24 protein-coding genes are annotated in these 24,972 nt (G+C 47.6%); 22 read left to right on the top strand and 2 right to left on the bottom strand.

What is annotated here, in order from left to right:
• Positions 1–110 precede the first annotated feature (110 nt).
• Together glgD and WMO62_RS08345 are read right to left on the bottom strand one after the other, a co-directional pair.
• Complete coding sequence (gene glgD / locus WMO62_RS08350; protein ID WP_349144398.1) at positions 111–1,256, bottom strand: glucose-1-phosphate adenylyltransferase subunit GlgD; 1,146 nt, start codon at positions 1,254–1,256, stop codon at positions 111–113.
• Positions 1,250–2,458 carry a glucose-1-phosphate adenylyltransferase gene (locus WMO62_RS08345; RefSeq protein WP_349144397.1) on the bottom strand — a complete coding sequence of 403 codons (1,209 nt, stop codon included), beginning with the start codon at positions 2,456–2,458 and terminating at the stop codon, positions 1,250–1,252. Before WMO62_RS08345 ends, glgD begins: the two co-directional genes overlap by 7 nt.
• A 262-nt stretch (positions 2,459–2,720) precedes the next feature.
• On the opposite strand from WMO62_RS08345, the gene WMO62_RS08340 reads away from it, so the two are divergent.
• The 22 genes from WMO62_RS08340 (at position 2,721) to WMO62_RS08235 (ending at position 24,870) form a co-directional block, all read left to right on the top strand.
• Positions 2,721–2,867, top strand: a complete 147-nt coding sequence (locus WMO62_RS08340) for a hypothetical protein (protein WP_349144396.1) — start codon at positions 2,721–2,723, stop codon at positions 2,865–2,867.
• 125 nt (positions 2,868–2,992) lie between these two features.
• Positions 2,993–4,057, top strand: a complete 1,065-nt coding sequence (locus tag WMO62_RS08335) for a sensor histidine kinase (protein WP_117497022.1) — start codon at positions 2,993–2,995, stop codon at positions 4,055–4,057.
• On the top strand, positions 4,047–4,754 hold the full coding sequence (locus tag WMO62_RS08330; protein ID WP_117497020.1) for a response regulator: 708 nt from the start codon (positions 4,047–4,049) through the stop codon (positions 4,752–4,754). The genes WMO62_RS08335 and WMO62_RS08330 overlap by 11 nt, the downstream gene beginning before the upstream one ends.
• Before the next feature lie 94 nt (positions 4,755–4,848).
• Positions 4,849–5,490: an endonuclease III domain-containing protein gene (locus tag WMO62_RS08325; RefSeq protein ID WP_117497018.1), complete on the top strand. Its 642-nt coding sequence runs from the start codon at positions 4,849–4,851 to the stop codon at positions 5,488–5,490.
• An 82-nt stretch (positions 5,491–5,572) separates the two neighbouring features.
• Positions 5,573–6,781, top strand: coding sequence for an iron-containing alcohol dehydrogenase (locus tag WMO62_RS08320; protein WP_349144395.1), 1,209 nt, complete (start codon positions 5,573–5,575; stop codon positions 6,779–6,781).
• Entirely contained in the window at positions 6,775–8,190 is a 1,416-nt protein-coding gene (locus WMO62_RS08315; protein ID WP_349144394.1) for an aldehyde dehydrogenase, read from the top strand. The genes WMO62_RS08320 and WMO62_RS08315 overlap by 7 nt, the downstream gene beginning before the upstream one ends.
• A 111-nt stretch (positions 8,191–8,301) precedes the next feature.
• Positions 8,302–9,093, top strand: coding sequence for a tRNA threonylcarbamoyladenosine dehydratase (locus tag WMO62_RS08310; RefSeq protein ID WP_118596807.1), 792 nt, complete (start codon positions 8,302–8,304; stop codon positions 9,091–9,093).
• Positions 9,090–10,295 (top strand): PP-loop family protein, encoded by a 1,206-nt coding sequence (locus tag WMO62_RS08305; protein WP_117497010.1) that lies wholly within the window; start codon positions 9,090–9,092, stop codon positions 10,293–10,295. The genes WMO62_RS08310 and WMO62_RS08305 overlap by 4 nt, the downstream gene beginning before the upstream one ends.
• Positions 10,252–11,292, top strand: a complete 1,041-nt coding sequence (hydE, locus tag WMO62_RS08300) for a [FeFe] hydrogenase H-cluster radical SAM maturase HydE (RefSeq protein ID WP_147601648.1) — start codon at positions 10,252–10,254, stop codon at positions 11,290–11,292. The genes WMO62_RS08305 and hydE overlap by 44 nt, the downstream gene beginning before the upstream one ends.
• Before the next feature lie 76 nt (positions 11,293–11,368).
• The gene (locus WMO62_RS08295) at positions 11,369–11,647 is read left to right on the top strand and encodes a type II toxin-antitoxin system HicB family antitoxin (protein ID WP_118440105.1); all 279 of its coding nucleotides are present in this window, start codon (positions 11,369–11,371) and stop codon (positions 11,645–11,647) included.
• Between the two features lie 247 nt (positions 11,648–11,894).
• Complete coding sequence (locus WMO62_RS08290; RefSeq protein ID WP_349144393.1) at positions 11,895–12,080, top strand: hypothetical protein; 186 nt, start codon at positions 11,895–11,897, stop codon at positions 12,078–12,080.
• Between the two features lie 12 nt (positions 12,081–12,092).
• Complete coding sequence (locus tag WMO62_RS08285) at positions 12,093–12,560, top strand: hypothetical protein (protein ID WP_349144392.1); 468 nt, start codon at positions 12,093–12,095, stop codon at positions 12,558–12,560.
• Between the two features lie 124 nt (positions 12,561–12,684).
• On the top strand, positions 12,685–14,196 hold the full coding sequence (locus WMO62_RS08280) for a histidine kinase (protein WP_349144391.1): 1,512 nt from the start codon (positions 12,685–12,687) through the stop codon (positions 14,194–14,196).
• Positions 14,189–14,875 carry a response regulator transcription factor gene (locus WMO62_RS08275; protein ID WP_349144390.1) on the top strand — a complete coding sequence of 229 codons (687 nt, stop codon included), beginning with the start codon at positions 14,189–14,191 and terminating at the stop codon, positions 14,873–14,875. The genes WMO62_RS08280 and WMO62_RS08275 overlap by 8 nt, the downstream gene beginning before the upstream one ends.
• Positions 14,876–14,997: 122 nt before the next feature.
• Positions 14,998–15,486 carry an HD domain-containing protein gene (locus WMO62_RS08270; protein WP_349144401.1) on the top strand — a complete coding sequence of 163 codons (489 nt, stop codon included), beginning with the start codon at positions 14,998–15,000 and terminating at the stop codon, positions 15,484–15,486.
• Between the two features lie 276 nt (positions 15,487–15,762).
• Positions 15,763–16,695 carry a cysteine synthase A gene (gene cysK, locus WMO62_RS08265; RefSeq protein ID WP_117496988.1) on the top strand — a complete coding sequence of 311 codons (933 nt, stop codon included), beginning with the start codon at positions 15,763–15,765 and terminating at the stop codon, positions 16,693–16,695.
• An 84-nt stretch (positions 16,696–16,779) separates the two neighbouring features.
• Complete coding sequence (locus tag WMO62_RS08260; protein ID WP_117496987.1) at positions 16,780–18,090, top strand: O-acetylhomoserine aminocarboxypropyltransferase/cysteine synthase family protein; 1,311 nt, start codon at positions 16,780–16,782, stop codon at positions 18,088–18,090.
• 2 nt (positions 18,091–18,092) lie between these two features.
• Positions 18,093–18,539 carry an RrF2 family transcriptional regulator gene (locus tag WMO62_RS08255; protein ID WP_349144389.1) on the top strand — a complete coding sequence of 149 codons (447 nt, stop codon included), beginning with the start codon at positions 18,093–18,095 and terminating at the stop codon, positions 18,537–18,539.
• 219 nt (positions 18,540–18,758) lie between these two features.
• Positions 18,759–19,913, top strand: a complete 1,155-nt coding sequence (locus WMO62_RS08250; protein ID WP_349144388.1) for a trans-sulfuration enzyme family protein — start codon at positions 18,759–18,761, stop codon at positions 19,911–19,913.
• An 87-nt stretch (positions 19,914–20,000) separates the two neighbouring features.
• Complete coding sequence (locus WMO62_RS08245; RefSeq protein WP_349144400.1) at positions 20,001–21,170, top strand: MalY/PatB family protein; 1,170 nt, start codon at positions 20,001–20,003, stop codon at positions 21,168–21,170.
• A 214-nt stretch (positions 21,171–21,384) separates the two neighbouring features.
• Positions 21,385–22,632 carry a nucleotide sugar dehydrogenase gene (locus WMO62_RS08240; RefSeq protein ID WP_117496983.1) on the top strand — a complete coding sequence of 416 codons (1,248 nt, stop codon included), beginning with the start codon at positions 21,385–21,387 and terminating at the stop codon, positions 22,630–22,632.
• Between the two features lie 33 nt (positions 22,633–22,665).
• Positions 22,666–24,870 (top strand): glycoside hydrolase family 25 protein, encoded by a 2,205-nt coding sequence (locus WMO62_RS08235; RefSeq protein ID WP_349144387.1) that lies wholly within the window; start codon positions 22,666–22,668, stop codon positions 24,868–24,870.
• The last annotated feature ends 102 nt before the right edge of the window (positions 24,871–24,972 follow it).

Raw genomic sequence — 24,972 nt, 5'->3', positions numbered from 1 at the left:
AATTAATTATACCAAAAAATCGCTCAGACCTCACGGTCTGGGCGATTTTTCTGTCAGGGGAGTTTTTTTACAGCCCCCATTTTTTATGTACAATTTTTGAAAAGCGTATTCTATACAGTCCTGAATTTGGCGATATAGACCGGATAGCTGTCCGTCCCTTTCATCTCAGTGCCGGAGGTGATCGTTACCTGCTTATCAGTTACCAGGTATTCAATATCAGCACCTTTTTCTACCACAGTGTCCTGCATGAGGATACAGTTCTTGACTTTGGCGCCTTTCTCAATCTTCACACCACGGAAGAGAATAGAATTTTCTACCTCACCCTCGATGATACAGCCATCAGCAGCCATGATGTTGCTTACCTTTGCGCCAGTGATGTAGCGGGTCGGAGTATCGTCACGAACCTTGGTGTAGATTGGAGCTTTGCCAAACAGTGCATCCTGATTGTAGTCATCCAGAAGCTTCATGTTCTCATCGAAGTAGCTCTTAAGACCAGTGATGCAAGCGGTGTAGCCGTCGTATTTGTAACCCTGTACATTCAGCTTGCTCAGCTTCGGAAGGAGTACATCGCGCTCCAGATATTCTTTGCCAAGAAGCGAAGCTTCGTTGACCAGATCGATCAGCAGTTCGCGGCTGATGACCATAATATTCAGATAGAAATTCTGGATACCTTTGTCTTTCGGGTTCACATAGAGCTTATTGATGCGTTTGTCTTCGTCCATGCGGAGGGTGTAGTAGTAACCTTTGGCATCATCTGGAGCTTCCACAAAGCCCTTTGGAAGTTCCTGTTCCCGATAAGCAAGTGTCACATCTGCGCCGCTTGCAACATGAGCATCCACCATTGCTCTGAAATCAAAGTTGGACGCGATATTTGCATTTGCCAGAAGGACATATTTCTGTTTCTGCTTTTTCAGAAAATCCAGAATATTTGCCAGTGCGCCAGCTCGTCCAACATATGGCTTGGAAGAACTGTATGCATTTGGTGGGAAAATATTCAGGCCGCCATTTTTACGAACCAGATCCCAGGAACGGCCGCTTCCCAGATGGTCGATCAGAGACTGATAGTTATTGCTTACAACGACTGCCACATTGGAGATACCGTTGGTCACCATACTGGACAGGGTAAAATCAATGAGGCGGTAACGGCTTGCGAACGGGATGGATGCCATCAGACGAAGGCCAACCAGTTCCGGCACGAAATAGTCATAGCTGTTGGGGAAAATGATTCCCAGAGTTCTTGTATTGGAATTTACCATTTTTCTTCACCGCCTTCTACGTTATCGCTGATCATGGCATTGGGGCCGATGACAGCCTCTGCACCGATGGTCACACCGGATCCGATGGTTGCCACGCACTGCTCACCATCTTTTGGCATTGCACCAACCACGGCATTCTCGCCGATTTTTACATTTTCAGCAACGATACAGTGTTTTACTACTGCACCGGACTCAATGACAGTACCGCCCATGACAACAGCGTCTTCTACCACAGCACCTTCTGCGACCTGAACACCGGAGAAGAGAACGGAGTGTTTGACCGTTCCTTTGATACGGCATCCATCGGTAATCATCGAATTTTCTACCACAGCATTGGCACTGATCTTGTGACCGGACATACCACTGTTACGGCTATAGATCTTCCAGTCGTCATCGAACAGGTTGATACCGCTGTGCTCCGGATCAAGGACTTCCATATTCGCTTCCCAAAGAGACGGGATAGTTCCTACATCTTTCCAGTATCCGTTAAAATGATAAGCATACATGCGGCGATGATCTTTCAGCAGATTCGGAATAATATTATTTCCAAAGTCATTTTCGGAGTTCGGGTCCTGCTCATCTTCCTCCAGATATTTCTTTAGAATATCCCAGTTGAAGATATAGATACCCATGGAAGCCAGATTGGACTTCGGATTCTTTGGCTTCTCCTGAAATTCTGTGATACGGTCATCTTCATCAGCTACCATCAGACCAAAGCGGGATGCATCTTCCCACGGTACTTCCATAACGGCTACACTGAATTCTGCATTTTTCTCCTTGTGGAAACGCAGAAAATCGCTGTAGTCCTGCTTGCAGATCTGGTCACCGGAAAGGATGATCACGTACTCCGGATCGTAGCGCTCAATAAAGGAAATGTTCTGATAGATTGCATTTGCTGTACCTTTATACCAGTCTGAACCGGATGCCTTCTGATAAGGCGGCAGTACGTGCACACCTCCAAAGAGACGGTCCAGATCCCACGGCTGTCCGTTGCCGATGTATTCATTCAGAACCAGCGGCTGATACTGGGTCAGAATACCCACCGTATCAATCCCTGAATTTATGCAGTTAGAAAGGGGAAAATCGATGATACGATATTTTCCGCCGAATGGAACTGCTGGTTTTGCAAGCTTCTGAGTCAGAGCATAGAGTCGTGAGCCCTGTCCGCCAGCAAGAAGCATTGCAATCATTTCTTTTGCCATACTATTCCCTCCTGATACTTGAAATCATAGATAAATTATACTATCTTTTTTGTAAAAATGATAGGTCTTTTGTGCAAAATGTTTGTGATTTTTATGGAAAATATGACAAGACAAGGCAAAATATGACAGGGTTAAGAACCGGTTAAGAAGAAAAAAGCCTAAGTTAATGCATGGTTAAGATGCTGCCAAAGCCGTAGATTTGAAAAAGGGAATGTGCTATGCTCGTTGCAATCAAGAAAACAGACAGAAAAGAGGGAATGACATGAATCAGATTGGCAGTATGTTTCTGGTAGGCACGATGGGAATATTGGGTGGGATCCCTACCCTATATATTCTGATCAGCCTGCCGGTGATCCTGGTGCAGAAGATCTTTGGAAAAATCAAATACGGGAAATCCCTGTATCAGTAGAGAAAAAGTACGGGAAGGCTGCCTGAAGCGGGCAGCCTTTTTGTGGTATGAGACGCCCTTGGCACATTGACACTTGATGCTGCCTGGGCTATGATAAAAACAGAAAATAAAAGGGGCACATAATTATGAAAGAGAAGCATACAAGAATCGGAAATATGGCGATCACGGCAGCGATCCTGGCAGCTACATCAGGCCTTTCCTATTTGCTCCATCGGGTATCGAATTCGGATTTTCATGTGCCCATGCTGTTCGTACTGGCGGTGCTGTTCATCTCTCTGCTGACGGATGGCTATGTGTATGGCATCATTGCTTCCATGGCAGCGGTGATCGGCGTGAATTATATCTTTACCTATCCTTATTTTGCATTGAATTTTACAATTACAGGATATCCCATGACATTTCTCACCATGCTGGCAGTATCTATCTGTGTCAGCGCATTGACTACCAGGATCAAGAAACAGGAGCAGATCCGGCTGGAAGTGGAGAAGGAAAAGACCAGAGCTAACCTGCTGAGGGCCATATCCCATGATATTCGTACACCGTTGACATCCATTGTGGGGTCTGCATCAGGAATACTGGAGAATCAGAAGGTTCTGACACAGGAACGGGAGATGGAGCTGGTGCAGGATATTAAAGATGAAGCACAGTGGTTGATCCGAATCGTGGAAAACCTTCTGTCTGTAACCCGGATCAATGGGGAAAATGCCAGGATCAATACGGAGGACGAGGTGGTGGAGGAGATCATCAGCAGTGCAGTGATCAAGTTCAACAAACGCTTCCCGGAGGCATCGGTGGAAGTGAAGATGCCGGAAGAATTTCTTATGGTAGCTATGGACGGTGTCCTGATCGAACAGGTGCTGGTGAATCTTCTGGAAAATGCAGTGCTCCATGGGAAGACATATACAAAGATCTGGATCATAGTGACACACACGCCGGGGCGGGTGGAGATCGCTGTGGAGGATGATGGACAGGGAATTAAGGAGTCAGTGCTGCCGGTCATGTTTGAAGGAAAGATCTCGTCAGACGAGGAAGAGTCGGATTCAAAGCGGAATATGGGAATCGGCCTGTCTGTCTGCCACAGTATTGTAAAAGCACACAAAGGCGGTATGCATGCAGAAAACCGGGCAGAAGGCGGAGCAAGAATCTCTTTCTGGCTGCCCATGAATGAGGAGGACACGGATGGATATTAAGGACAGAGTGCTGGTGATCGAAGATGATAAAAGTATCCGGAATTTTTTCAGAACAGTTCTGGAGGCAAATAATTATGATGTTCTGATCGCTACGACAGGCGCGGAAGGCTACAGCATGGTCACTTCCCAGTGCCCTGATGTGGTGATCCTGGATCTGGGACTTCCTGATATGGATGGAATGACGATCCTGAAAAATGTACGGCAATGGTCATCCATGCCGGTTCTGGTGGTCTCCGCCAGAACTCACGAGAAGGATAAGGTGGCAGCACTGGATGCAGGTGCAGATGATTATATTACGAAGCCCTTTGGCACTTCCGAGCTGCTGGCGCGGGTGCGGACAGCCATCCGCCATGCAAGAGCCACTGTTCTGACGGCAGAAGGCATGCAGACCGGGCAGTTCCGGGCAGGAGACCTGCTGATCGACTATGACAAGCACCGGGTCTATGTGGGAGACCGGGATGTGAATCTGACTCAGAATGAGTACAAGATCGTGAGCCTTCTTGGAAAATACGCAGGCAAGGTGCTGACCTATGATTTCATTATCAAAGAGATCTGGGGACCAAACATGCAGAATGACAATCGGATCCTGCGGGTCAACATGGCAAATATCCGGCGGAAGATGGAAAATAACCCGGCACAGCCTCAGTATATTTTTACAGAAGTAGGCGTAGGGTATCGGATCGTGGATGGGGACTGACTTGTCTGGATGGATGTAAGCTGATATACTGGTCGCAGACAAACTGTTTGGAGACAGTTGCGAATACGAAAAACACAAAGGAAATCTATATAGTATGGAAGAAAATGAGAAAAAAGAACTGGCCCTTCAGATCATCGACCGATTGAAGAAAGCGTATCCAGATGCGGACTGTACACTGGATTATGACGATGCGTGGAAGCTGCTGGTAAGTGTGCGGCTGGCAGCCCAGTGCACGGATGCCAGAGTGAACGTGGTGGTGGAAGGACTTTATAAGAAATATCCGGATGTGAGATCCCTGGCAGAAGCAGATGTAAATGATATTGAAGAAATTGTGAGGCCTTGTGGACTGGGCAAAAGTAAGGCCAGAGATATCAGTGCCTGCATGAAGATCCTGTGGGAAAAATACGGCGGAAAAGTACCGGAGGATTTTGATGCGCTGCTGGCATTGCCGGGCGTGGGCAGAAAGAGTGCCAACCTGATCATGGGTGACGTCTTTCATAAGCCTGCCATTGTGACGGATACTCACTGTATCCGTCTGGTAAACCGCATGGGACTGGTGGACGGCATCAAGGATCCGAAGAAGGTGGAGATGGCATTGTGGAAGCTGATCCCGCCGGAGGAAGGCAGCGATTTCTGCCACCGGCTGGTCTATCATGGCAGGGAGATCTGCACTGCCAGAACAAAGCCTTACTGCGATAAGTGTTGTTTGAACGACATCTGTGCACAGAGAATCTGAGATTTTGTGCAGAACACCACTTGATTTTTTGAATATTTTGCGTCAAGATAGATAAAAAATTAGTTTGAGAGGCAAAATATTTATGTTTGTATTAAGAAGAATCTACTGTCGAAGCTTTCAGATGGTATTTAAGATGGCACTGCCGCTCCTGCCGTACCGGAATCCGAAGATCATTCCGTCTGTGGTAGGTATCCCGGAGGTATGCCGCAAAAAGAAGATCACGAAAGTAATGATCGTGACGGATGAGGGAATCCGCAGACTGGGGCTTACTTCATTTCTGGAGAAGACCCTGACGGAAAACAATATTTCTTATTGTATCTATGACAGAACTGTGGCCAATCCCACTATCTGGAATGTGGAGGAGGCCAGAGAGCTGTATCTGACAGAAGGAGCCCAGGCAATCATTGCATTTGGCGGCGGATCCTCCATGGATTGTGCCAAGGCCGCAGGTGCCAGGATCGTAAAGCCCCACCAGAGCATTCAGCAGATGAAAGGTCTGCTCAAAGTACATAAGAGGCTTCCACTTCTGATCGCAATTCCAACTACAGCAGGAACTGGAAGTGAGACCACACTGGCTGCGGTTATCACTGACAGTGAACAACATTATAAATATCCGATTAATGATTTTGTACTGATCCCGCGCTATGCGGTGCTCGACTATCATGAGACAGTAGGACTTCCGGCTAATATTACAGCTACTACCGGTATGGATGCACTGACTCATGCAGTAGAGGCATATATTGGCGGCTCCACTACAAAAGAGACCAGATCTATGGCAGAGGAAGCAGTATGTCTGATCCATGAGCATCTGAAAAATGCTTATGACAATGGACACAATAAGGAAGCCAGAAAAGGAATGCTCAGGGCTGCTTACTGTGCGGGGGTTGCATTTACCAAATCCTATGTGGGTTATATTCATGCGGTAGCACATTCTCTGGGCGGACAGTACGGGACTCCCCATGGTCTTGCCAATGCGGTGATTCTGCCTATCGTTCTTAGAATCTATGGTCCGGACTGCGAGAAAAAGCTGGGAACGCTTGCCAGAAATACGGGTGTGGCGAAGCCGGAGATGGATGATGCAAAAGCTACGCAGTGTTTTATCGACTGGATCCAGAAGATGAACGACTCCATGGGAATTCCCAGATATTTTCCTGAGATCTGTAAGAAGGATATTCCGATTATGGCGAAGCATGCGGACAAGGAGGCTAATCCGTTGTATCCGGTGCCGGTGCTGATGGATCGGAAGGAACTGGAGAAGATTTATCTGGCAGTGAGGGGGAAAACATGTTGAGAGATGTGGAAATGAGAGATGGATCCGCAGGCAGCTGTGGAAAAAGTAAAGAAATAGTGGAAGCCCAGCGTACCTATTATATGGAAGGAAAGACTCGCGCCCTGTCGGCGCGGATCGACGCGCTCAATCGTTTGGAGCAGTCCATCTTAACATATGAGCAGGAGCTTTACCAGGCATTACGATCCGATCTTGGAAAATCAAGAGCAGAATCCTATATGTGTGAAGTGGGGCTGACTTTATCAGAGCTTCGGTATGTGAGACGTCATGTGAAGAGCTGGAGCAGGAACAGACGGGTACACACCCCGCTGGCACAGTTCCATGCAGCAAGCTTTACGGTGCAGGAGCCATATGGGGTGGTGCTCATTATGTCTCCGTGGAATTACCCGATGCTCCTGACGCTGGAGCCATTGATCGGAGCACTGGCAGCGGGCAACTGCTGTGTGCTGAAGCCGTCTGCCTATTCACCGGCGACTTCAGCTGTGATGGCGAAGCTGATCCGGGAAGCATTTTCTTCAGACTATGTGACGGTAATAGAAGGCGGCAGGAAAGAAAATGAAGATCTTCTGAATCAGAAATTTGACTATATTTTCTTCACCGGTGGTGTGAATGTGGGAAAATTGGTCATGGAGAAGGCAAGTGCCCACCTGACTCCGGTGACGCTGGAGCTGGGAGGAAAGAGTCCCTGCATCGTGGATCATACCGCGAACATTCCGCTGACTGCCAGACGGCTGGTATTTGGAAAATATTTGAACTGTGGACAGACCTGCGTGGCACCGGACTATGTGCTGGTGGAAAAGTCGGTGAAAGAGAAGCTTCTGACCTGTATCAAGGAAGAGATCAGAAGGATGTTTGGCGAGCATCCCTTAGAAAACCCGGATTATGGAAAGATGATCAATCAGAAGCATTTTGACCGGGTTCGTGGACTCATCGATCCGATGAAACTGGTGGCAGGTGGTCAGGTCCAGGAGGATGCACTCCGCATTGCACCGACCGTGCTTGCTGATGTGACAGCGGAGGATCCAGTTATGCAGGAAGAGATCTTTGGCCCGGTTTTACCGGTCATACCGGTAAAGGATATAGAGGAAGCCATTCGGTTTGTGCAGGAACGACCGAAACCTCTGGCACTCTATGTATTTACAGAAGACAAGCGGACCGAACAACAGGTACTGACGGAGACCTCTTATGGAGGCGGCTGCATCAATGATACCATCATTCATCTGGCAACTTCCGAGATGGGCTTTGGAGGCGTTGGCAACAGCGGTATGGGTTCTTATCATGGAAAGAAAAGCTTTGATCTGTTCAGCCATGAGAAGAGCATTGTGAAGAAATCCACCTGGATGGATCTGCCCATGCGGTATCAGCCATACACCGGCTGGAAAGAGAAACTGGTGCGGATGTTTGTACGTTAAGAAAGAGCCATGTACATGTTTCAAAATATGTGCATGGCTCTTAATCGCATCTTGACGTTTCCTGGGATTTGTTGCAGTATAAGAGGGAACAAATGAGATGAGGAGAAATAAATGCTGAATCAATTTTCAAGAACCGAGTTACTGCTTGGAAAAGATAATATGGAGAGACTGGCGAATGCCAGAGTTGCTGTGTTCGGTGTAGGCGGTGTCGGCGGATATACGGTGGAGGCTCTTGCCAGAAGCGGTGTGGGCACTCTTGATCTGATCGATGATGATAAAGTATGCCTGACCAACATTAACCGTCAGATTCTCGCAACCCGCAGTACCGTTGGAAAATACAAGGTGGATGTGGCCAGAGACCGGATCCTGGATATCAATCCCCATGCGGTGGTCAACACCTATAAGACCTTTTATATGCCTGATAATGCAGAGCAGTTTGATTTTACCCAGTATGATTATGTGGTGGATGCCATTGATACAGTGACTGGAAAGATCGAGCTTGTGGAGCAGGCGAAGCGGGCAGGAACGCCCATCATCAGTTCCATGGGAGCAGGCAATAAGATGGATCCGTCTGCGTTTGAAGTGGCAGATATCTACAAGACCAGTGTGTGTCCGCTGGCGAAGGTCATGCGCCGGGAGTTGAAGAAGCGCGGTATCAGAAAGTTAAAAGTTGTATATTCCAAAGAGCAGCCGCTGGAGCCCATTGATGATATGGCTATCAGCTGCCGCGAGCACTGCATCTGCCCGCCGGGAGCAGTCCGTAAATGTACGGAGCGCCGGGCAATTCCGGGCAGCAATGCATTCGTGCCGTCCGTGGTGGGACTGATCATTGCCGGAGAAGTGGTGAAGGATCTGACAGACGCAGACACCCGGGCAAAGGTGAAGACGGGAGGAAAAGCATGAAGACCATTACCATAGAAGAACTGGAACAACTGACTCCCGGGTCTGTGACCATCGTAGATGTGCGCCCGGCAGATACGTATCAGAGAGGAACCTTCGAGGGAGCCATCAATGTTCCCATGAAGGAATTTGTTGACCGCTATGAAGAGATCCCGAAGGATAAGCCTGTGTGGGTTCTGTGTCACACAGGTGAGCGTAGCCTTGATTATGTGGAACTGCTCTGTTCCCATGGATATGATGCGGGAAATATTACCGGAGGTTACCGCGCATATCTGCGTCTGCAGCTGGAGCGCTTCATGAAAGAAGAGGACGCAAGAAAAGAAAAGACCAAGGAGATCGAGCGAAGCCTGATCAAAAAATTCCGGAAATCCATCTGGAGAAGTTTTACGCGTGCGATCCAGAAATATGATCTGATCCAGGAGGGGGACAAGATCGCAGTCTGCATCTCCGGCGGAAAGGATTCTATGCTCATGGCGAAGCTCATGCAGGAGCTGCAGCGACATGGAAAATTCCCGTTTGAGCTTGTATTTCTGGTGATGAATCCAGGTTACAATGAGGACAACTGGAAGATTATCCAAGATAATGCAAAGCTTTTGGATATTCCGCTGACCGTCTTCGAGAGCGATATTTTCAATATTGTGGCAGAAGTTGACCGCAATCCCTGTTATCTGTGTGCCCGCATGAGAAGAGGCTATCTCTATTCCCATGCCAAGGAGCTGGGATGCAATAAGATCGCGCTGGGACATCATTTTGATGATGTGATCGAGACGATCCTCATGGGGATGCTCTATAGCGGAAAAGTAGAGACCATGATGCCGAAGCTTCACAGCAAGAATTTTGAAGGGATGGAACTGATCCGCCCGCTTTATATGGTAAAAGAAGCAGATATTGAGGCATGGAGAGACTATCATCAGCTGCATTTTATCCAGTGTGCATGCCGCTTTACAGAGAACTGTGCTACCTGCGGCGGTGAAAAAGGTTCCAAACGTGATGAGATGACGGAGCTGATCAAGCATTTCCGTCAGGTCAGCGATGTGATCGAATATAATATTTTTAACAGTGTGCACAACATCAATCTTCGGACGGTGATCGGATATCATAAGGATGATCAGGAGTATAATTTCCTGGATGATTATGATGAGTGGGGACGTAAGGACGCAGATGGAGAAGATCGTAAAGGATTTTTTGGAAAATCAGAATCTTAAAAAGGATGAGTTTGTGGAACTGATCCGGGCGTATAAGGATCCGGAAGCAGTGGAAGCCTTAAAGACCCGGGCTGTGGAGCTTCGGAAGAAATACTACGGGGATCAGGTATTTACCAGAGGGCTCATTGAATTTACCAATTACTGTAAAAATGACTGCTATTACTGTGGAATCCGTAAGAGTAACCGAAATGCGGACCGCTACCGGCTGACGGAAGAAGAGATCCTGACCTGCTGTGAAAATGGCTATGAACTGGGATTTCGTACTTTTGTGCTGCAGGGCGGCGAGGATCCGTACTATACGGATGAACGGATGGAATCTATCATCCGCAAGATCAAAAAGGGCTGGCCGGACTGTGCATTGACCCTGTCTATCGGGGAGAAATCCTATGACAGTTACAAGCGGTTCAAAGAGGCAGGGGCGGACAGGTATCTGCTGCGCCATGAGACGGCAGATGCAGTTCATTATGGCCAGCTTCATCCAGAGACTCAGAAGCTGTCCGAACGGATGGATTGTCTGTGGAATCTCAAAAAGCTTGGCTATCAGGTGGGAGCTGGCTTTATGGTAGGAAGTCCGGGGCAGACGGACGACTGCCTGGCAGAGGATCTGGTATTTTTACAAAAGCTTAAGCCTCAGATGGTGGGAATCGGACCCTTTATCCCACACCATGACACCCGGTTTGCGCAGGAACCGGCAGGCAGTGTGGAGCTGACGTTGTATCTGCTGTCAGTGATCCGTATTATGCTGCCGAAGGTATTGCTTCCGGCGACCACGGCACTTGGCACCATGGATCCGCGAGGAAGAGAAAAAGGACTGGAGCGGGGAGCCAATGTGGTGATGCCCAATCTGTCACCGGTGAAGAACCGGAAAGCTTATGAACTTTATGACAATAAGATCTGCACCGGCGAGGAAGCGGCGGAATGCAGAGGATGCCTGTCACGCAGAGTGGAGAGTGTGGGGTATCATCTGGTCAGCGACCGCGGCGATGCAGTGGAATGAGTGCTGCAGGTCAGCGCATGGCGGAGGACCGGGCACTGCAGGAGCAGTGAACTGCACATGGAAAAGGAGAAGAAGTATGAAATTCACATATCCGGCAATTATCAGAAAGCAGGACAACGGAACATGGAAAGCATGGCTTCCGGATCTGGCCTGCTGTGAGGCAGTGGGGGATACTCTGGATGATGCCATTGAAGAAGTCAATGCAGCAGTCTATGACTGGATCAGTCTGGAGCTGTCTGAGGACGAGGCGGACCTTCCGCCTGTATCCGACATGGATGACCTGGACACCATCGAGGGCGATGTGACCAGAAATATTTGTGTCAATATCCGGTTGTTTGATGGATGGGATGAGTAGAAGTTGTTATATTTTTAATTAAAATGAAGGGAATCGGTACTTATATTGGGTCTGCAGTGATCGCACAGCTTATTCTGAAAGCACAGGGTATCATCTAAGTAGATGGATTTTGATGTTTGTGTAAAAGGAAAAGTAAAAAATGGTAAATGACAGACCGGATTTGAGAATAGAATCAGTCTGTGGAACATGATATATTGATTTATATCAAAGGACAACCAAAAACGAAAACGCAGAGGAGAATAAGGCTATGATTAAAGTAACAAGACAGACAGACCCGGAACTTGCGGCATTGGTTGATGAGGAGTTAAATCGTCAGGAACATAATATTGAGATGATTGCATCTGAGAGTACCGCACCGCTGGCAGTTATGGAACTGAGCGGCAGCGTATTTACCAATAAAACACTGGAAGGATATCCGGGAAAGAGATTCTAGGCAGGATCTGAGGTGGCAGCTAAGACCTGGTCCTTCAAATATGCAGCATCTCAGGAGTTCCATGATATCATGGCCCAGGTTGTTGTAAATGCGAAATGCCTGGCAGAAGAGCTTCAGAAATACGGTTTCCGTATTGTCAGCGGCGGAACAGACAACCATCTGTTAGTAGTTGACTTAAGAAGTAAAGGTCTGACTGGTAAGACCATGCAGAATGCACTGGATGCAGTAGGCATCACTGTAAATAAGAACATGATTCCGTTTGATCCAGAGAAACCGGGTGTAACAAGCGGTATCCGTATTGGTCTGACTGCTGTATCACAGAGAGGACTGAAAGAGCCGGAGATCCGTGAGATCGCAGCAATCATCAACCAGGTAGCAGAGGCTCCGGAAGATGAAGCTAACTTAAAGGCATGCAAGGCAAAAGCGGAAGCATTGATTGCAAAATTCCCGCTGTACCCGGCTGGATCTTTTGATGACTGATCAAAAGTAAAATAATGATATAGAAAGAGGGGCTGTACGCGGCTGAATGATTTCAGGGTGTGACAGCTCCTCTTTCATGGTGTATAATAATCACAGGCCAGTTGACAAAAAGGAGAGACTTAATATGCGGGTGCAGGAGACAGATTGGGGATATATTGAATGGATGGAACCGGAATATCCGGGAATGGGATCAGAGGAAGCGTCTCTTCGGACAGGAACCGTCTATGTGGAACCGGGAAAGACCATGCTCCGGCATGTGCATTATGAGGAGCAGTTTGTCTATGTGCTGGAAGGCAGAGGCATTGGTTATATCAATGGAGAGCCACAGATCTTTGAGCCGGGAGCCAGATTCCATATGCCTGCAGGCTGCACGCACGAATTTGTCAACACAGGCGATGTGCCGCTGGTTCATCTGCTGGTGGCAAGTCCGGTATCCATCGATCCGGACAGTCTGATCGATAAGACCAGGCCGCTGCCGGGCAGCAGTGCCAATGATCAGCTCTATGCGGCTGTGGAGGCAGTCCGCACACAGTTTCTGGAGAGTCTGCACATGGCATTTGTGATTCGGAATACATCTGGTCGTGTCGTATTGAAAAGTGACTATTTTCCAGAACCCTGCATCAAAAAATGCGGGATTGAAAAAGGAAATCATCCATATTGTCTGAAGCTTGATCAGAATTGTGGGGAAGCATCGGAAAATACATTTGTATGTCCCTGCGGACTGACTATTTTTCAGGTGCCGGTTCTGTGGGATGACAGACTTCTTGGCTGGGTGCAGGGTGGATATATTGTGCAGTCTAACAGCAAGCAATCATCAGAAGAAGTGTATATGTATGATATGCCGGAGAGCGGTAGTTTTGGTATTCTGCAGTTGCTTCGGAAGGTGGCGAAGGCCATACGTAATTTCTGCGAATTTGACCAGTACCGGCGGGAACTATTTGAGACAGAAAAGAATCTGAGTAGTTCGCTGGATATTCAGAAGGATCTGCAGATGCATCTGAAAGATTCCGAGCTTCAGGTGACGGATCTGAAGATCAATAACCATTTTCTGTTCAATACGCTGAACAGTATGGCGGCCCAGGCACTGGAAGGGGGCATGAAACCTCTCTATCAGTCGATCATTGACTTGTCGAAGATGCTTCGCTATTCGGTGCGGATCCGTGGCCGACAGATTCCGCTGGCGGTGGAGCTTGATTATCTGGAAGCTTATCTAAAGCTGCAGAAACTGCGGTATCCGGTGGGATTTTCTTATAAAATATCCATGGATCCGGAACTGGAGCAGGCCATCGTACCGTTTAATTTCCTACAGCCTGTGGCGGAAAATGCATTTACCCATGGATTTTCCAATGAAAAAGAGAAAAAACTGATAGTGACCATAAAGGCGGGACGGAAGCAGATTCATTTTCAGATCTGGAACAACGGCCCGGCATTGGAGGAGGAACGATACCGGCAGATTGAGCTGCAGATCCAGAGCGGCAGCAGTCATGGACTCTCTATGATCTATGAGAAGCTGACCAGTGCTTATGGAGATAACTGTGTCCTGAAATTGCAGGCAGGTAAGACTGGGGGAACGGTAGTGACGATTGAGATCCCTTACAAGAACTGGATAGACGGAGAGGAAGAGAACGATGATTAAAGCTGTGATTTGTGATGATGAGCTGGCTACCAGAAATATTATCTGTCATTTTCTGGAGGAAGAGCAGCTCCCCATTGAGATCGTGGGAAATGCAGAAGATGGGGAGGAAGCGATTCAACTGATTAAAGAGACATCTCCGCGCCTCATCTTTCTGGATATTCATATGCCTCAGAAAAATGGATTTCAGGTGATCGAGGAAGTGTCCAGGGAAGTAGGAGCGCAGATCATTGTGCTGACTGCATTTGCTTCTTTTGAAAATGCACAGCAGGCCCTGCGCCTGGGTGTCAGTGATATCCTGTCCAAACCGGTGGATTTTGAGCAGCTCAAAGCAGCTATCTTTCGTGCAATCGGTTGGAAATTCACGTCCAACGAGACGGTCAATGTAATGTTGGAATATATCCATAATCATTATAATGAAAACATGGAACTGGAGGATCTCTCCAAAGTGACATACAGCACCGAGAGCCATCTGGCCCGGCTGTTCAAGAAGCATATGGGTGTCACAATCCTTTCCTACATCCATCAGCTTCGGATCGAGGAGGCCTGTCGCCTGCTCTCCAGCCATGAATGTGATATTCAGGAGGCCGCATTTCGGGTGGGATATGCAAGCCTCAATAACTTCTATAAATACTTCAAACGCTATGTGGGCATGACTCCGGCACAGTTTTTGGAGAAGTAACAGAATGCGACAGCTTCTTTACTTATAATTTACCTGAATTTCAGGGAGGCAGGATAGCACCGCCTGATGGCTTTACGTAAAATAGGCACGTACTAAGAAAAAGAAAGAAAACGGAGGAAACCATCGAGCTTGCTAAGATTGCAGGTTTTATGCATGATATTGGAAATGCAGTGAACCGTAGCCGCCATGCAGAATATGGAGCTATTCTGGCAAATGAACTTTTGGAAGGCACAGATCTGTCTCTGGAGGACCGTATTACGATCATGTCTGCCATCGGTAATCATGATGAATCCACAGGCGGAGCGACAGATCCGGTCAGTGCGGCTTTAATCATTGCAGATAAGACGGATGTACGCAGAAATCGTGTGAGGGATAAGGACCGGGCTGCTTTTGATATCCATGACAGAGTAAATTATGCAGTCACAGAGGCAAAGCTGAAGATTATCAAAGAGAAGAAACTGATCTCTTTGAACCTGCAGATTGATGAAAGTATCTGTACCATGTATGAGTATTTTGATATTTTTCTTGGAAGAATGATGATGTGCCGCGGGGCAGCCGAAATCCTCAATATGAAATTCCGGCTGACTGCAAATGGAAGTAAGGTGTTGTAGTGAAAGAGTAAGTCATGCATCTCGCTTTTCCGCACCTTGCGGTGCTTACCGCTGCTTACGCAGTTAAAAAGCTCGATATGCCGCTGCGCGTCATATACCAAAATAATCTGAGGTATGCTTAGGGAAGCAAGCTCCCCCGCATACTTCAGATTATTTTTATGCATGACTTTGCAAAAGCCATAAAAACCTACTTGACAAATAGGAAAAGAGGGAATATAATACGATCAACAACAAGAAAACCATAGTAAACGGATAGGAATTATGGAGGATAAGAAAATGGCAAATATTTACAAAGGAACACTTGGACTGATTGGAAACACTCCGCTGGTGGAGGTAACAAACATTGAGAAAGAGCTTGGTCTGGAAGCAAAGCTTCTTGTAAAGCTTGAGTACTTCAATCCGGCAGGAAGCGTAAAGGATCGTGTAGCAAAAGCTATGATCGAGGATGCTGAGGAGAAAGGAATCCTCAAAGAAGGTTCTGTGATCATCGAGCCGACTTCTGGAAACACTGGTATCGGTCTTGCATCTATCGCAGCAGCCAAAGGCTACCGCATCATCCTGACAATGCCGGAGACCATGAGTGTTGAGAGAAGAAACATGCTGAAAGCATACGGTGCAGAGTTGGTTCTGACCGAGGGTGCCAAAGGTATGAAGGGAGCAATCGCAAAAGCAGAAGAGCTTGCAAAAGAGATCCCGAACAGCTTTATCCCGGGCCAGTTCGTGAACCCGGCAAACCCGGCAGCACACAGAGCAACGACCGGACCGGAGATCTGGAATGATACCGATGGACAGGTAGACATCTTTGTAGCTGGTGTGGGTACTGGCGGAACCCTGACAGGTGTAGGCGAGTATCTGAAATCCAAGAATCCGAATGTGAAGATCGTAGCTATGGAGCCGGCTTCATCCCCAGTACTTTCCGAGGGCAGAAGCGGAGCACACAAGATTCAGGGAATCGGAGCTGGATTTGTTCCGGATGTACTGAATACCAAAGTATATGATGAGATCATTACTATTGAAAATGACGACGCATTTGCAGGTGGAAAACTTCTTGCAAAACATGAAGGTGTATTGGTAGGTATTTCCTCAGGCGCAGCACTCAAAGCAGCGATCCAGCTGGCTCAGAGACCGGAAAATAAAGGAAAGACCATCGTAGCACTTCTTCCGGACAGTGGAGACAGATATTATTCCACACCTCTGTTCGCAGAGTAAATAAAGACAGATCAGTGACCGTCAAGGTGGTGATCTGCATATAATCGCAAACACACATACAACGATAAAGTGAGGTACAGACCCATGGCAGAAAAATTGAAAAGAGCAGACAGAAAATTCAAATTTGAGACCCTTCAGCTTCATGTAGGACAGGAAAGCCCGGATCCGGTAACGGATGCCCGCGCAGTGCCGATCTACCAGACATCTTCTTATGTATTCCGTAACTGCGATCACGCAGCAGCAAGATTTGGTCTTGCAGATGCAGGAAACATTTACGGACGTCTGACTAATCCGACGGAAGATGTATTTGAACAGAGAATTGCAGCTCTGGAAGGCGGCGTTGCAGCTCTGGCAGTTGCTTCCGGTGCAGCAGCAGTTACCTACACCATTGAGAACCTGGCACAGAGCGGTGACCATATCGTATCTGCAAAAAATATTTACGGCGGAACCTTCAACCTGCTGGAGCATACTCTTCCGGCATACGGCGTAGAGACCACCTTTGTAAATATTTTTGATCTGGATGAAGTAGAGGCTGCCATCAAGGAAAATACCAAAGCAGTTTACATCGAGACTCTTGGAAATCCGAACTCTGATGTAGTAGATATCGAGGCTATTGCCAAGATCGCTCATGCACATAAGATTCCGCTGGTTGTTGACAGCACTTTCGCAACTCCGTATCTGGTTCGTCCAATCGAGTACGGTGCAGATATTGTTGTTCATTCTGCAACCAAATTCATCGGCGGACATGGAACTACGATTGGTGGTGTGATCGTAGACAGTGGTAAATTCGACTGGGAAGCATCTGGAAAATTCCCGTCACTGACTGAGCCGAACCCGAGCTATCATGGCATCAGCTTTACCAAAGCTGTAGGACCGGCTGCATTTGTGACCAAGATCCGTGCAATCCTTCTGCGTGATACCGGAGCAACTATTTCTCCGATCCACTCCTGGATCTTCCTGCAGGGACTGGAGACCCTGTCCCTTCGTGTAGAGCGTCATGTACAGAACGCACTGAAGGTAGTTGAGTATCTGAATAATCATCCGCAGGTTGAGGCTGTTCATCATCCGTCCGTATCCAAGGATCCGCAGCAGCAGGCTCTTTATAAGAAATATTTCCCGAATGGCGGAGGATCTATCTTCACTTTCGAGATCAAAGGCGATGCACAGAAAGCAAAAGATTTCATCGACAATCTGGAGCTGTTCTCCCTGCTTGCAAACGTAGCAGATGTGAAGTCACTGGTGATCCACCCGGCAACCACAACTCACAGCCAGTGTACAGAAGAGGAACTTCTGGATCAGGGTATCAAACCGAATACCATCCGTCTTTCCATCGGTACGGAAAATATCGACGATATCATCCAGGATCTGGACGAAGCATTTAAGGCAGTACAGTAAGGATGAAATTTTCCAAAAAATGCAGATACGGAGTAACCGCTCTGATCGACCTCGCCATGTATTCCCGTGATACGCATGTGTCACTGGGAAGCATTGCGGAGCGCAACCAGATATCCCCGCAGTACCTGGAACAGGTATTTGCAAGCCTTCGCAGGGCCAGGATCGTCAGAAGCGTCAAAGGCTCCCAGGGTGGGTATTTGCTGAATTATCCTGCAGACAAGATTACGGTTTCCCAGATCGTGGAAGCTCTGGAAGGTTCTTACCATCTGGAGTCGGAGACCGGCAATGGGGAAGGAACTGCTTCCATTGTGACAGAGACGATCCAGAAAGATATTGTGGACCGCGTCAATGATCGCCTGGACCAGATACTTCAGAATCTGACATTGGCTGATCTTGAGCAGGACTGTATGCAGCGGGAACAGGACGAAGAAAATATGTATTACATCTAGGATGGACATCAGAAGCTGTTTCCGCATCCAATCAATTACAAAATGAAATGCAAAGAAGGCGAAATGCATGGAAGTCCATGTGTTTCGCTTTTTCTGCTGTGGTGAAAGGAATGAAGTTCTTTGATGGTCTGTGAAATTTATTTGACATCTGCTTTTGCAAAAGATATAATCATACTAAACATATAGGAATAATAAAATACATGCTTGAGGAGGAACTATATGGAATACGGAATTGAGACCCGATGTATCCACGGAGCCGAAGGAGTAACCAGAGACCATTCCTACGGCTCCATGGGAACCCCTATTTATCAGACAGCAACTTTTTCACACCCGGGTATGGGACGTTCCACCGGCTATGATTACAGCAGAGAGAGCAATCCGACCAGAAGTGAACTGGAGAAAATTGTTACGTCCCTGGAGGGTGCATACGATACGGTAGCCTGTACATCCGGTATGGCAGCACTTTCTATTTGCATGGAACTGTTCGAGCCGGGCAGCCATTTTGTATGTACAGAGGATCTCTATGGTGGATCCGTCAGAATGTTCGCGACCACAGCAGCGAAGAAGGGACTTTCCTTTTCTTATGTAAATACATCTGATCCGGCCGCCACAGAAGCAGAGATCAAAAAGCATCCGAATACAAAAGCACTGTACATTGAGACCCCCAGCAATCCAACCATGCAGGTGACGGATCTGCGGATCATGAAGAAGCTGGCAGATACCTATGGGCTGAAACTCATCGTGGACAATACATTCCTGTCTCCGTATTTCCAGAATCCCATTGCATTGGGCGCAGATCTGGTGGTACACAGCGGAACCAAATTCCTCGGCGGACACAATGATACCCTGGCAGGTTTCCTATGTTCTGCAAATAAGGAACTGGCGGAGCAGATCCGTTATTACTATAAAACGGTGGGACCGGCCCTTCCGCCCTTTGACAGCTTCCTGTTGATCCGTGGTATCAAGACTTTATCTGTGCGGATGGAGTGTCAGCAGAAAAATGCGTTTCGTCTGGCAGAATGGTTGAAAGGGCATCCGTTGGTAACGAAAGTTCTCTATGTGGGTCTTGCCACACATCCGGGTTATGAGATCAACAAGTCACAGACCCGTGGAGCTGGCAGTATGATTTCTTTCTATGTAGATTCTCCGGAGACAGCAAAACGGGTGTTGGAAAAAGTAAAGCTGATCTCTTATGCAGAGAGCCTTGGCGGCGTGGAATCCCTGATCACTTATCCGATGCTCCAGACCCATGGAGATGTGCCGCCGGAAGTGCGTGAGCGGCTGGGGATCACGGATTGCTTCCTGCGTTTTTCTGTTGGCATTGAAAATGCAGATGACCTGATCGCAGATTTGAGGCAGGCGCTTGAAGCCTGAGAGCAATATTCAGGTGGATCGAGAAGCAGTGCAGCTGGATTCGGACAGGATGCCCATGCACTGACTGGCAGAAAAGGAGATAGAATGATGAAATATGATTTTGACCAGATTATTGACCGGCGTGGAACCAGTTGCCTGAAATATGATTTTGCTGTGGAACGTGGAAAACGTGAAGATGTGCTGCCGCTCTGGGTAGCTGACATGGATTTTCGTGTAGCAGAACCGATCCTGAAGCGGCTGCATGCCTGCGTGGATCACGGAATCTTCGGATACAGTGAAGCAAAGGATGATTATTTTCAGGCAGTGGCTGGCTGGTATCGGGAGCATTTTGACTGGGAAGTAAAGCGGAACTGGCTGGTGAAGACGCCGGGCGTTGTATTTGCCATTGCAGCTGCAGTCCGCGCATTTACAGAAAAAGGTGATGGTGTGCTGTTGCAGCAGCCGGTCTACTATCCATTCAGCGAGGCGATCCGCGACAATGGACGGGAACTTGTGAACAGCCCGTTGAAGCTGGTAAATGGACATTATGAGATGGATTTTGACGATCTGGAGCGTAAGATCGTGGAGCATAAGGTAACATTATTCTTACTTTGCAGTCCGCACAATCCGGTGGGGCGTGTCTGGACAGAGGAAGAACTGCGCCGGATCGGAGATATCTGTGTGAAACATGGTGTGATCGTAGTCAGTGACGAGATCCACAGTGATTTTGTGTGGAAGGGACACAAGCATACCATATTCGCCAGTCTGTCTGAAAAATATGCGGATATTTCCGTCACCTGCACGGCGCCCAGCAAGACCTTTAATCTGGCTGGATTGCAGACTTCCAACATTTTTATCCCGAACCGGGAGCTTCGTCATCGTTTCCGAAAAGCGGTGGATCAGGCAGGCTACAGCCAGCTCAATACGATGGGATTGGTGGCCTGCCGGGCAGCCTATGAAGAAGGCGGCGAGTGGCTTGAGCAGTTAAAAGGATATCTGCAGGAGAATCTTGCATTTGCCCGTGATTATATTGCCAACAATCTGCCGGGTATTCACCTGATCGAGCCAGAGGGAACCTACCTGATCTGGCTGGATCTCAGAGAGCTTGGGCTGACAGAAGCAGAACGAGAAGATCTGATCGTCAACAAAGCAAAGCTCTGGCTGGACAGTGGAGCCATCTTCGGCAAGGATGGCGAAGGCTTCGAGCGAATCAATATCGCCTGCCCGAGGGCAACATTGCAGGAAGCATTTGACCGGCTGGCGGAAGCGTTGAAATAATCTATCCCCGCGGAGTTCCGCGGGTATTTTTTATGTGGATGGTGTGACTTATAATGGTAGCACGGATGAAGTGGACGTGGGGCAGCATTAAGATGAAAATGCAGACCCAGAAGAATTGTAACAGAGGCCATAATGTGTTATACTTAAGATTCAGCAAATGATAGTAAGAACAATAAGTCATTGACTTTGAATTATCACAAATGGAGAACATACAATGAAAGATTATACAATCGCAGTTGCAGGTACCGGCTATGTGGGCTTATCCATTGCAACTCTCTTGTCCCAGCATCATAAGGTTCTGGCAGTGGATATCGTGCCGGAGAAAGTGGAACTCATTAACAACCGGAGATCTCCGATCCAGGATGAATATATTGAAAAATATCTGGCGGAGAAGAATCTGGATCTGACAGCAACCATGGATGCGAAGGCGGCTTACAGCGCAGCAGATTTCGTAGTGATCGCAGCACCGACCAACTATGACAGCCGCACCCAGCATTTTGACACTTCCGCAGTGGAAGCAGTCATTAAGCTGGTAATGGAATACAATCCAGATGCCATCATGGTGATCAAGTCTACGATCCCGGTTGGATATACCGAGAGTGTCCGTAAGAAGTTTAACAGCAGCAATATTATCTTCAGCCCGGAATTTTTACGGGAGAGTAAGGCACTTTATGACAACCTGTATCCATCCCGTATTATTGTCGGAACGGATCAGGATGATGAGCGTCTGGTGGAGGCAGCCCATGAGTTTGCAGCACTGCTTCAGGAAGGTGCGATCAAAGAGAACATTGATACATTGTTCATGGGATTTACCGAGGCAGAGGCAGTAAAACTATTTGCAAATACTTATCTGGCTCTGCGTGTGGCTTACTTCAACGAGCTTGATACATACGCAGAGAGCAAAGGACTTAACACCCAGCAGATCATTGACGGTGTGTGTCTGGATCCGCGTATTGGAAGCCATTACAACAATCCAAGCTTCGGCTATGGCGGCTATTGTCTGCCGAAGGATACCAAGCAGCTTCTGGCAAATTATGCAGATGTGCCGGAAAATCTGATAGAGGCTATCGTGGAGAGCAACCGTACCAGAAAAGATTTCATCGCAGACCGGGTATTGAAGCTGGCTGGTTACTATGGATATGATGAGGAAAATGAGTTTGATGAGCATAAGGAGAAATCCGTGACCATCGGTGTCTATCGTCTGACCATGAAGAGCAACAGTGATAACTTCCGTCAGAGCTCCATTCAGGGAGTTATGAAGCGGATCAAGGCCAAAGGCGCAACCGTGATCATCTATGAGCCGACACTGAAAGATGGCGAGACCTTCTTCGGCAGTGTGGTGGTCAATGACCTGGAAAAATTCAAAGCAATGAGCCATGCAATTATTGCAAACAGATATGATAAGTGCCTTGATGATGTACAGGAAAAGGTGTACACCAGAGATATTTTCAGAAGAGATTAATCTACAAACACACTGAAGCGTGGGGATGGAGAGATGAAAAAGATTTTAGGAATGAAACTACTGTCATTGATCCTGGCAGGAGTTGTTGCAGCCGGAAGTATCGGTGCAGGAGGTTATGTGATCTATGGGTATGAAAGCCTTCCGAAAGAAGTAGCAGAAGCCCAGGTGATCGAGGATCCGGGTCCTGAGCCTGAAGAGGAAGCAGAAGAGGAACCGGTGGAAGAAGAGGAGATCGAAGAAGAGGAAGAAGAGGAAGAGCCGGTTGAGGAAGATCAGAAAGAGCTTTCTCTTGCATGTACTTCTATCGAGAAGGATCTGAAGATTAAGATTGAGGATCAGAAATCCAAGCTTGTGACCGGTGAGCAGTTCTCTGTCAGTGTAAAATCTGATAAGAAAAATGCAAAAGTCTCCACTTATGAAGATAAGGACAAGGATGGCATCATCTATATTGATAAGATCGAAGCAGGAAAATACACGGTTACTCTGGAAAATGCAGGATCCTATGCAGTGAAAAAGGGTACCATGCAGGCAACTGTCAAAGACAAGATCGAGTACAAAAAAGTAGATGTCAAAGATGAGATCAAGATGGAAGCTCAGATCAATACTGCGGTAGAGGATACTGCGAAAAAAGATGTACCGCAGGAAAGTACTCTGAATGATACCGTTCCACTGTTGGAGAGCAAAGTATCTACAAGCAAAGTATCCCGTGCAGATGTAGATGTATCCAATTTCAGCAAAGCATCCGCAAGCAGTAAGATGGTAAGCGTTACACTGACTAAGAGTGCAGGAACGACTACTACGGAGCCGACGACGCCAACCACTCCGACGGAACCGGGCAACGGCGATCATTCCGGCGGACCAATAGAGCCGGGTAAAAATGATGACAAAGGTGACGGGGATAATTCCGGCGGGACAACTATCCCGGAACAGCCAACAGAACCAACCACACCGGAGCCCCCTTCCAAAGGTGAGGGTACATCTGAGCAGAGCCTGACCACAGCGCTGAGACAGATCTTCTCCATGAGAACGGTTTATGCGGCAGCAGAACAGACGACGGATACAAATGCCAAGGCAGCAGTTGCTGCGACAACAGCTACGGTCACTCTTCCGGAGACAGTAACTCTCTATAACGGAGGCAGTTCCGCATCTGATTCTCTGGCAGTTGCACTTCACATCACGGGAGAAAGTGCACTGATCAAACAGGTAAAATGGAGCAGTTCCAATGCAGGAGTTGTTGCACTGTCAGGTGACAGCGGAAATTCTGTAACATTGACTGCAAAAAGTAAAGGTTCTGCAGAAGTGACAGCCACCATTACATATGTCACGGATGCAAAGGAAACCACAAAAGAGGCTTCTGTGAAGACGAAAGTAACGGTTGCAGACTTCTCTGACAGCTCCGTTGTACTGAAAGATAAATCAGGAAATGTTCTGTATACAGATGCAAATGCAACAAAGCAGGCGACCCTTAAGGATTATGCATTTACGGATACCTTCTATACATCTCCGCAGTACACCGGCTGGAGAACAGATGGTGGAAAAGTATATTATTATGATGCAAATCACAATAAAATAACCGGTAATCAGGTTATCGGCGGTGTGATGTATACCTTCGGAGGTGACGGAGCTTTATCACAGAGTTCTGGTAACCGTGGAATCGATGTATCCAAGTATCAGGGAAATATCGACTGGGGTGCTGTGGCAGCTTCCGGTATCAATTTTGCAATCATCCGTGTAGGATACAGAGGATCTTCCAGCGGAGCACTGGTTCAGGATCCGTACTTTAAGAAAAATATTTCCGGTGCCACAAAGGCAGGCATTAAAGTCGGACTGTACTTCTTTACACAGGCAGTCAACGAAGCAGAAGCAGTAGAAGAGGCAAGTATGGCCATGTCTCTGGCATCCGGTTATAAAGTGACATATCCGATCTTTATTGATACAGAGAGTGCATCCGGCGGACGTGCCAACGGATTGAGCAAGAGTGCCCGTACTGCAGTTGTAAAGGCATTTTGCCAGACAGTCAGAAATGGAGGCTACAAAGCAGGAGTTTACGCCAGCAAGTCCTGGTATGCAAACCAGCTGAATGCATCCGCACTGAACGGATACTGTATCTGGGTGGCACAGTACAATTCCAGCTGCACATATTCTGGAAAATATGATATGTGGCAGTATTCTTCCAAAGGAAGCGTTTCCGGTATCAAAGGAAATGTAGATATGAACATCAGCTATACTGGCTATTAAAAGGAAAGATGAACAGGTGTCATGTGCTGCGTGGCACCTGTTTTTTGCGTTTCTTTTAGCGATATTTGGAAGAAAAAGGAAAATCTTACCGGAAATACCGGT

The sequence above is a fragment of the Hominiventricola aquisgranensis genome, assembly GCF_040096225.1.
Classification (GTDB): domain Bacteria; phylum Bacillota; class Clostridia; order Lachnospirales; family Lachnospiraceae; genus Hominiventricola; species Hominiventricola aquisgranensis.
This window is presented reverse-complemented; position numbering and strand designations above follow the sequence as displayed.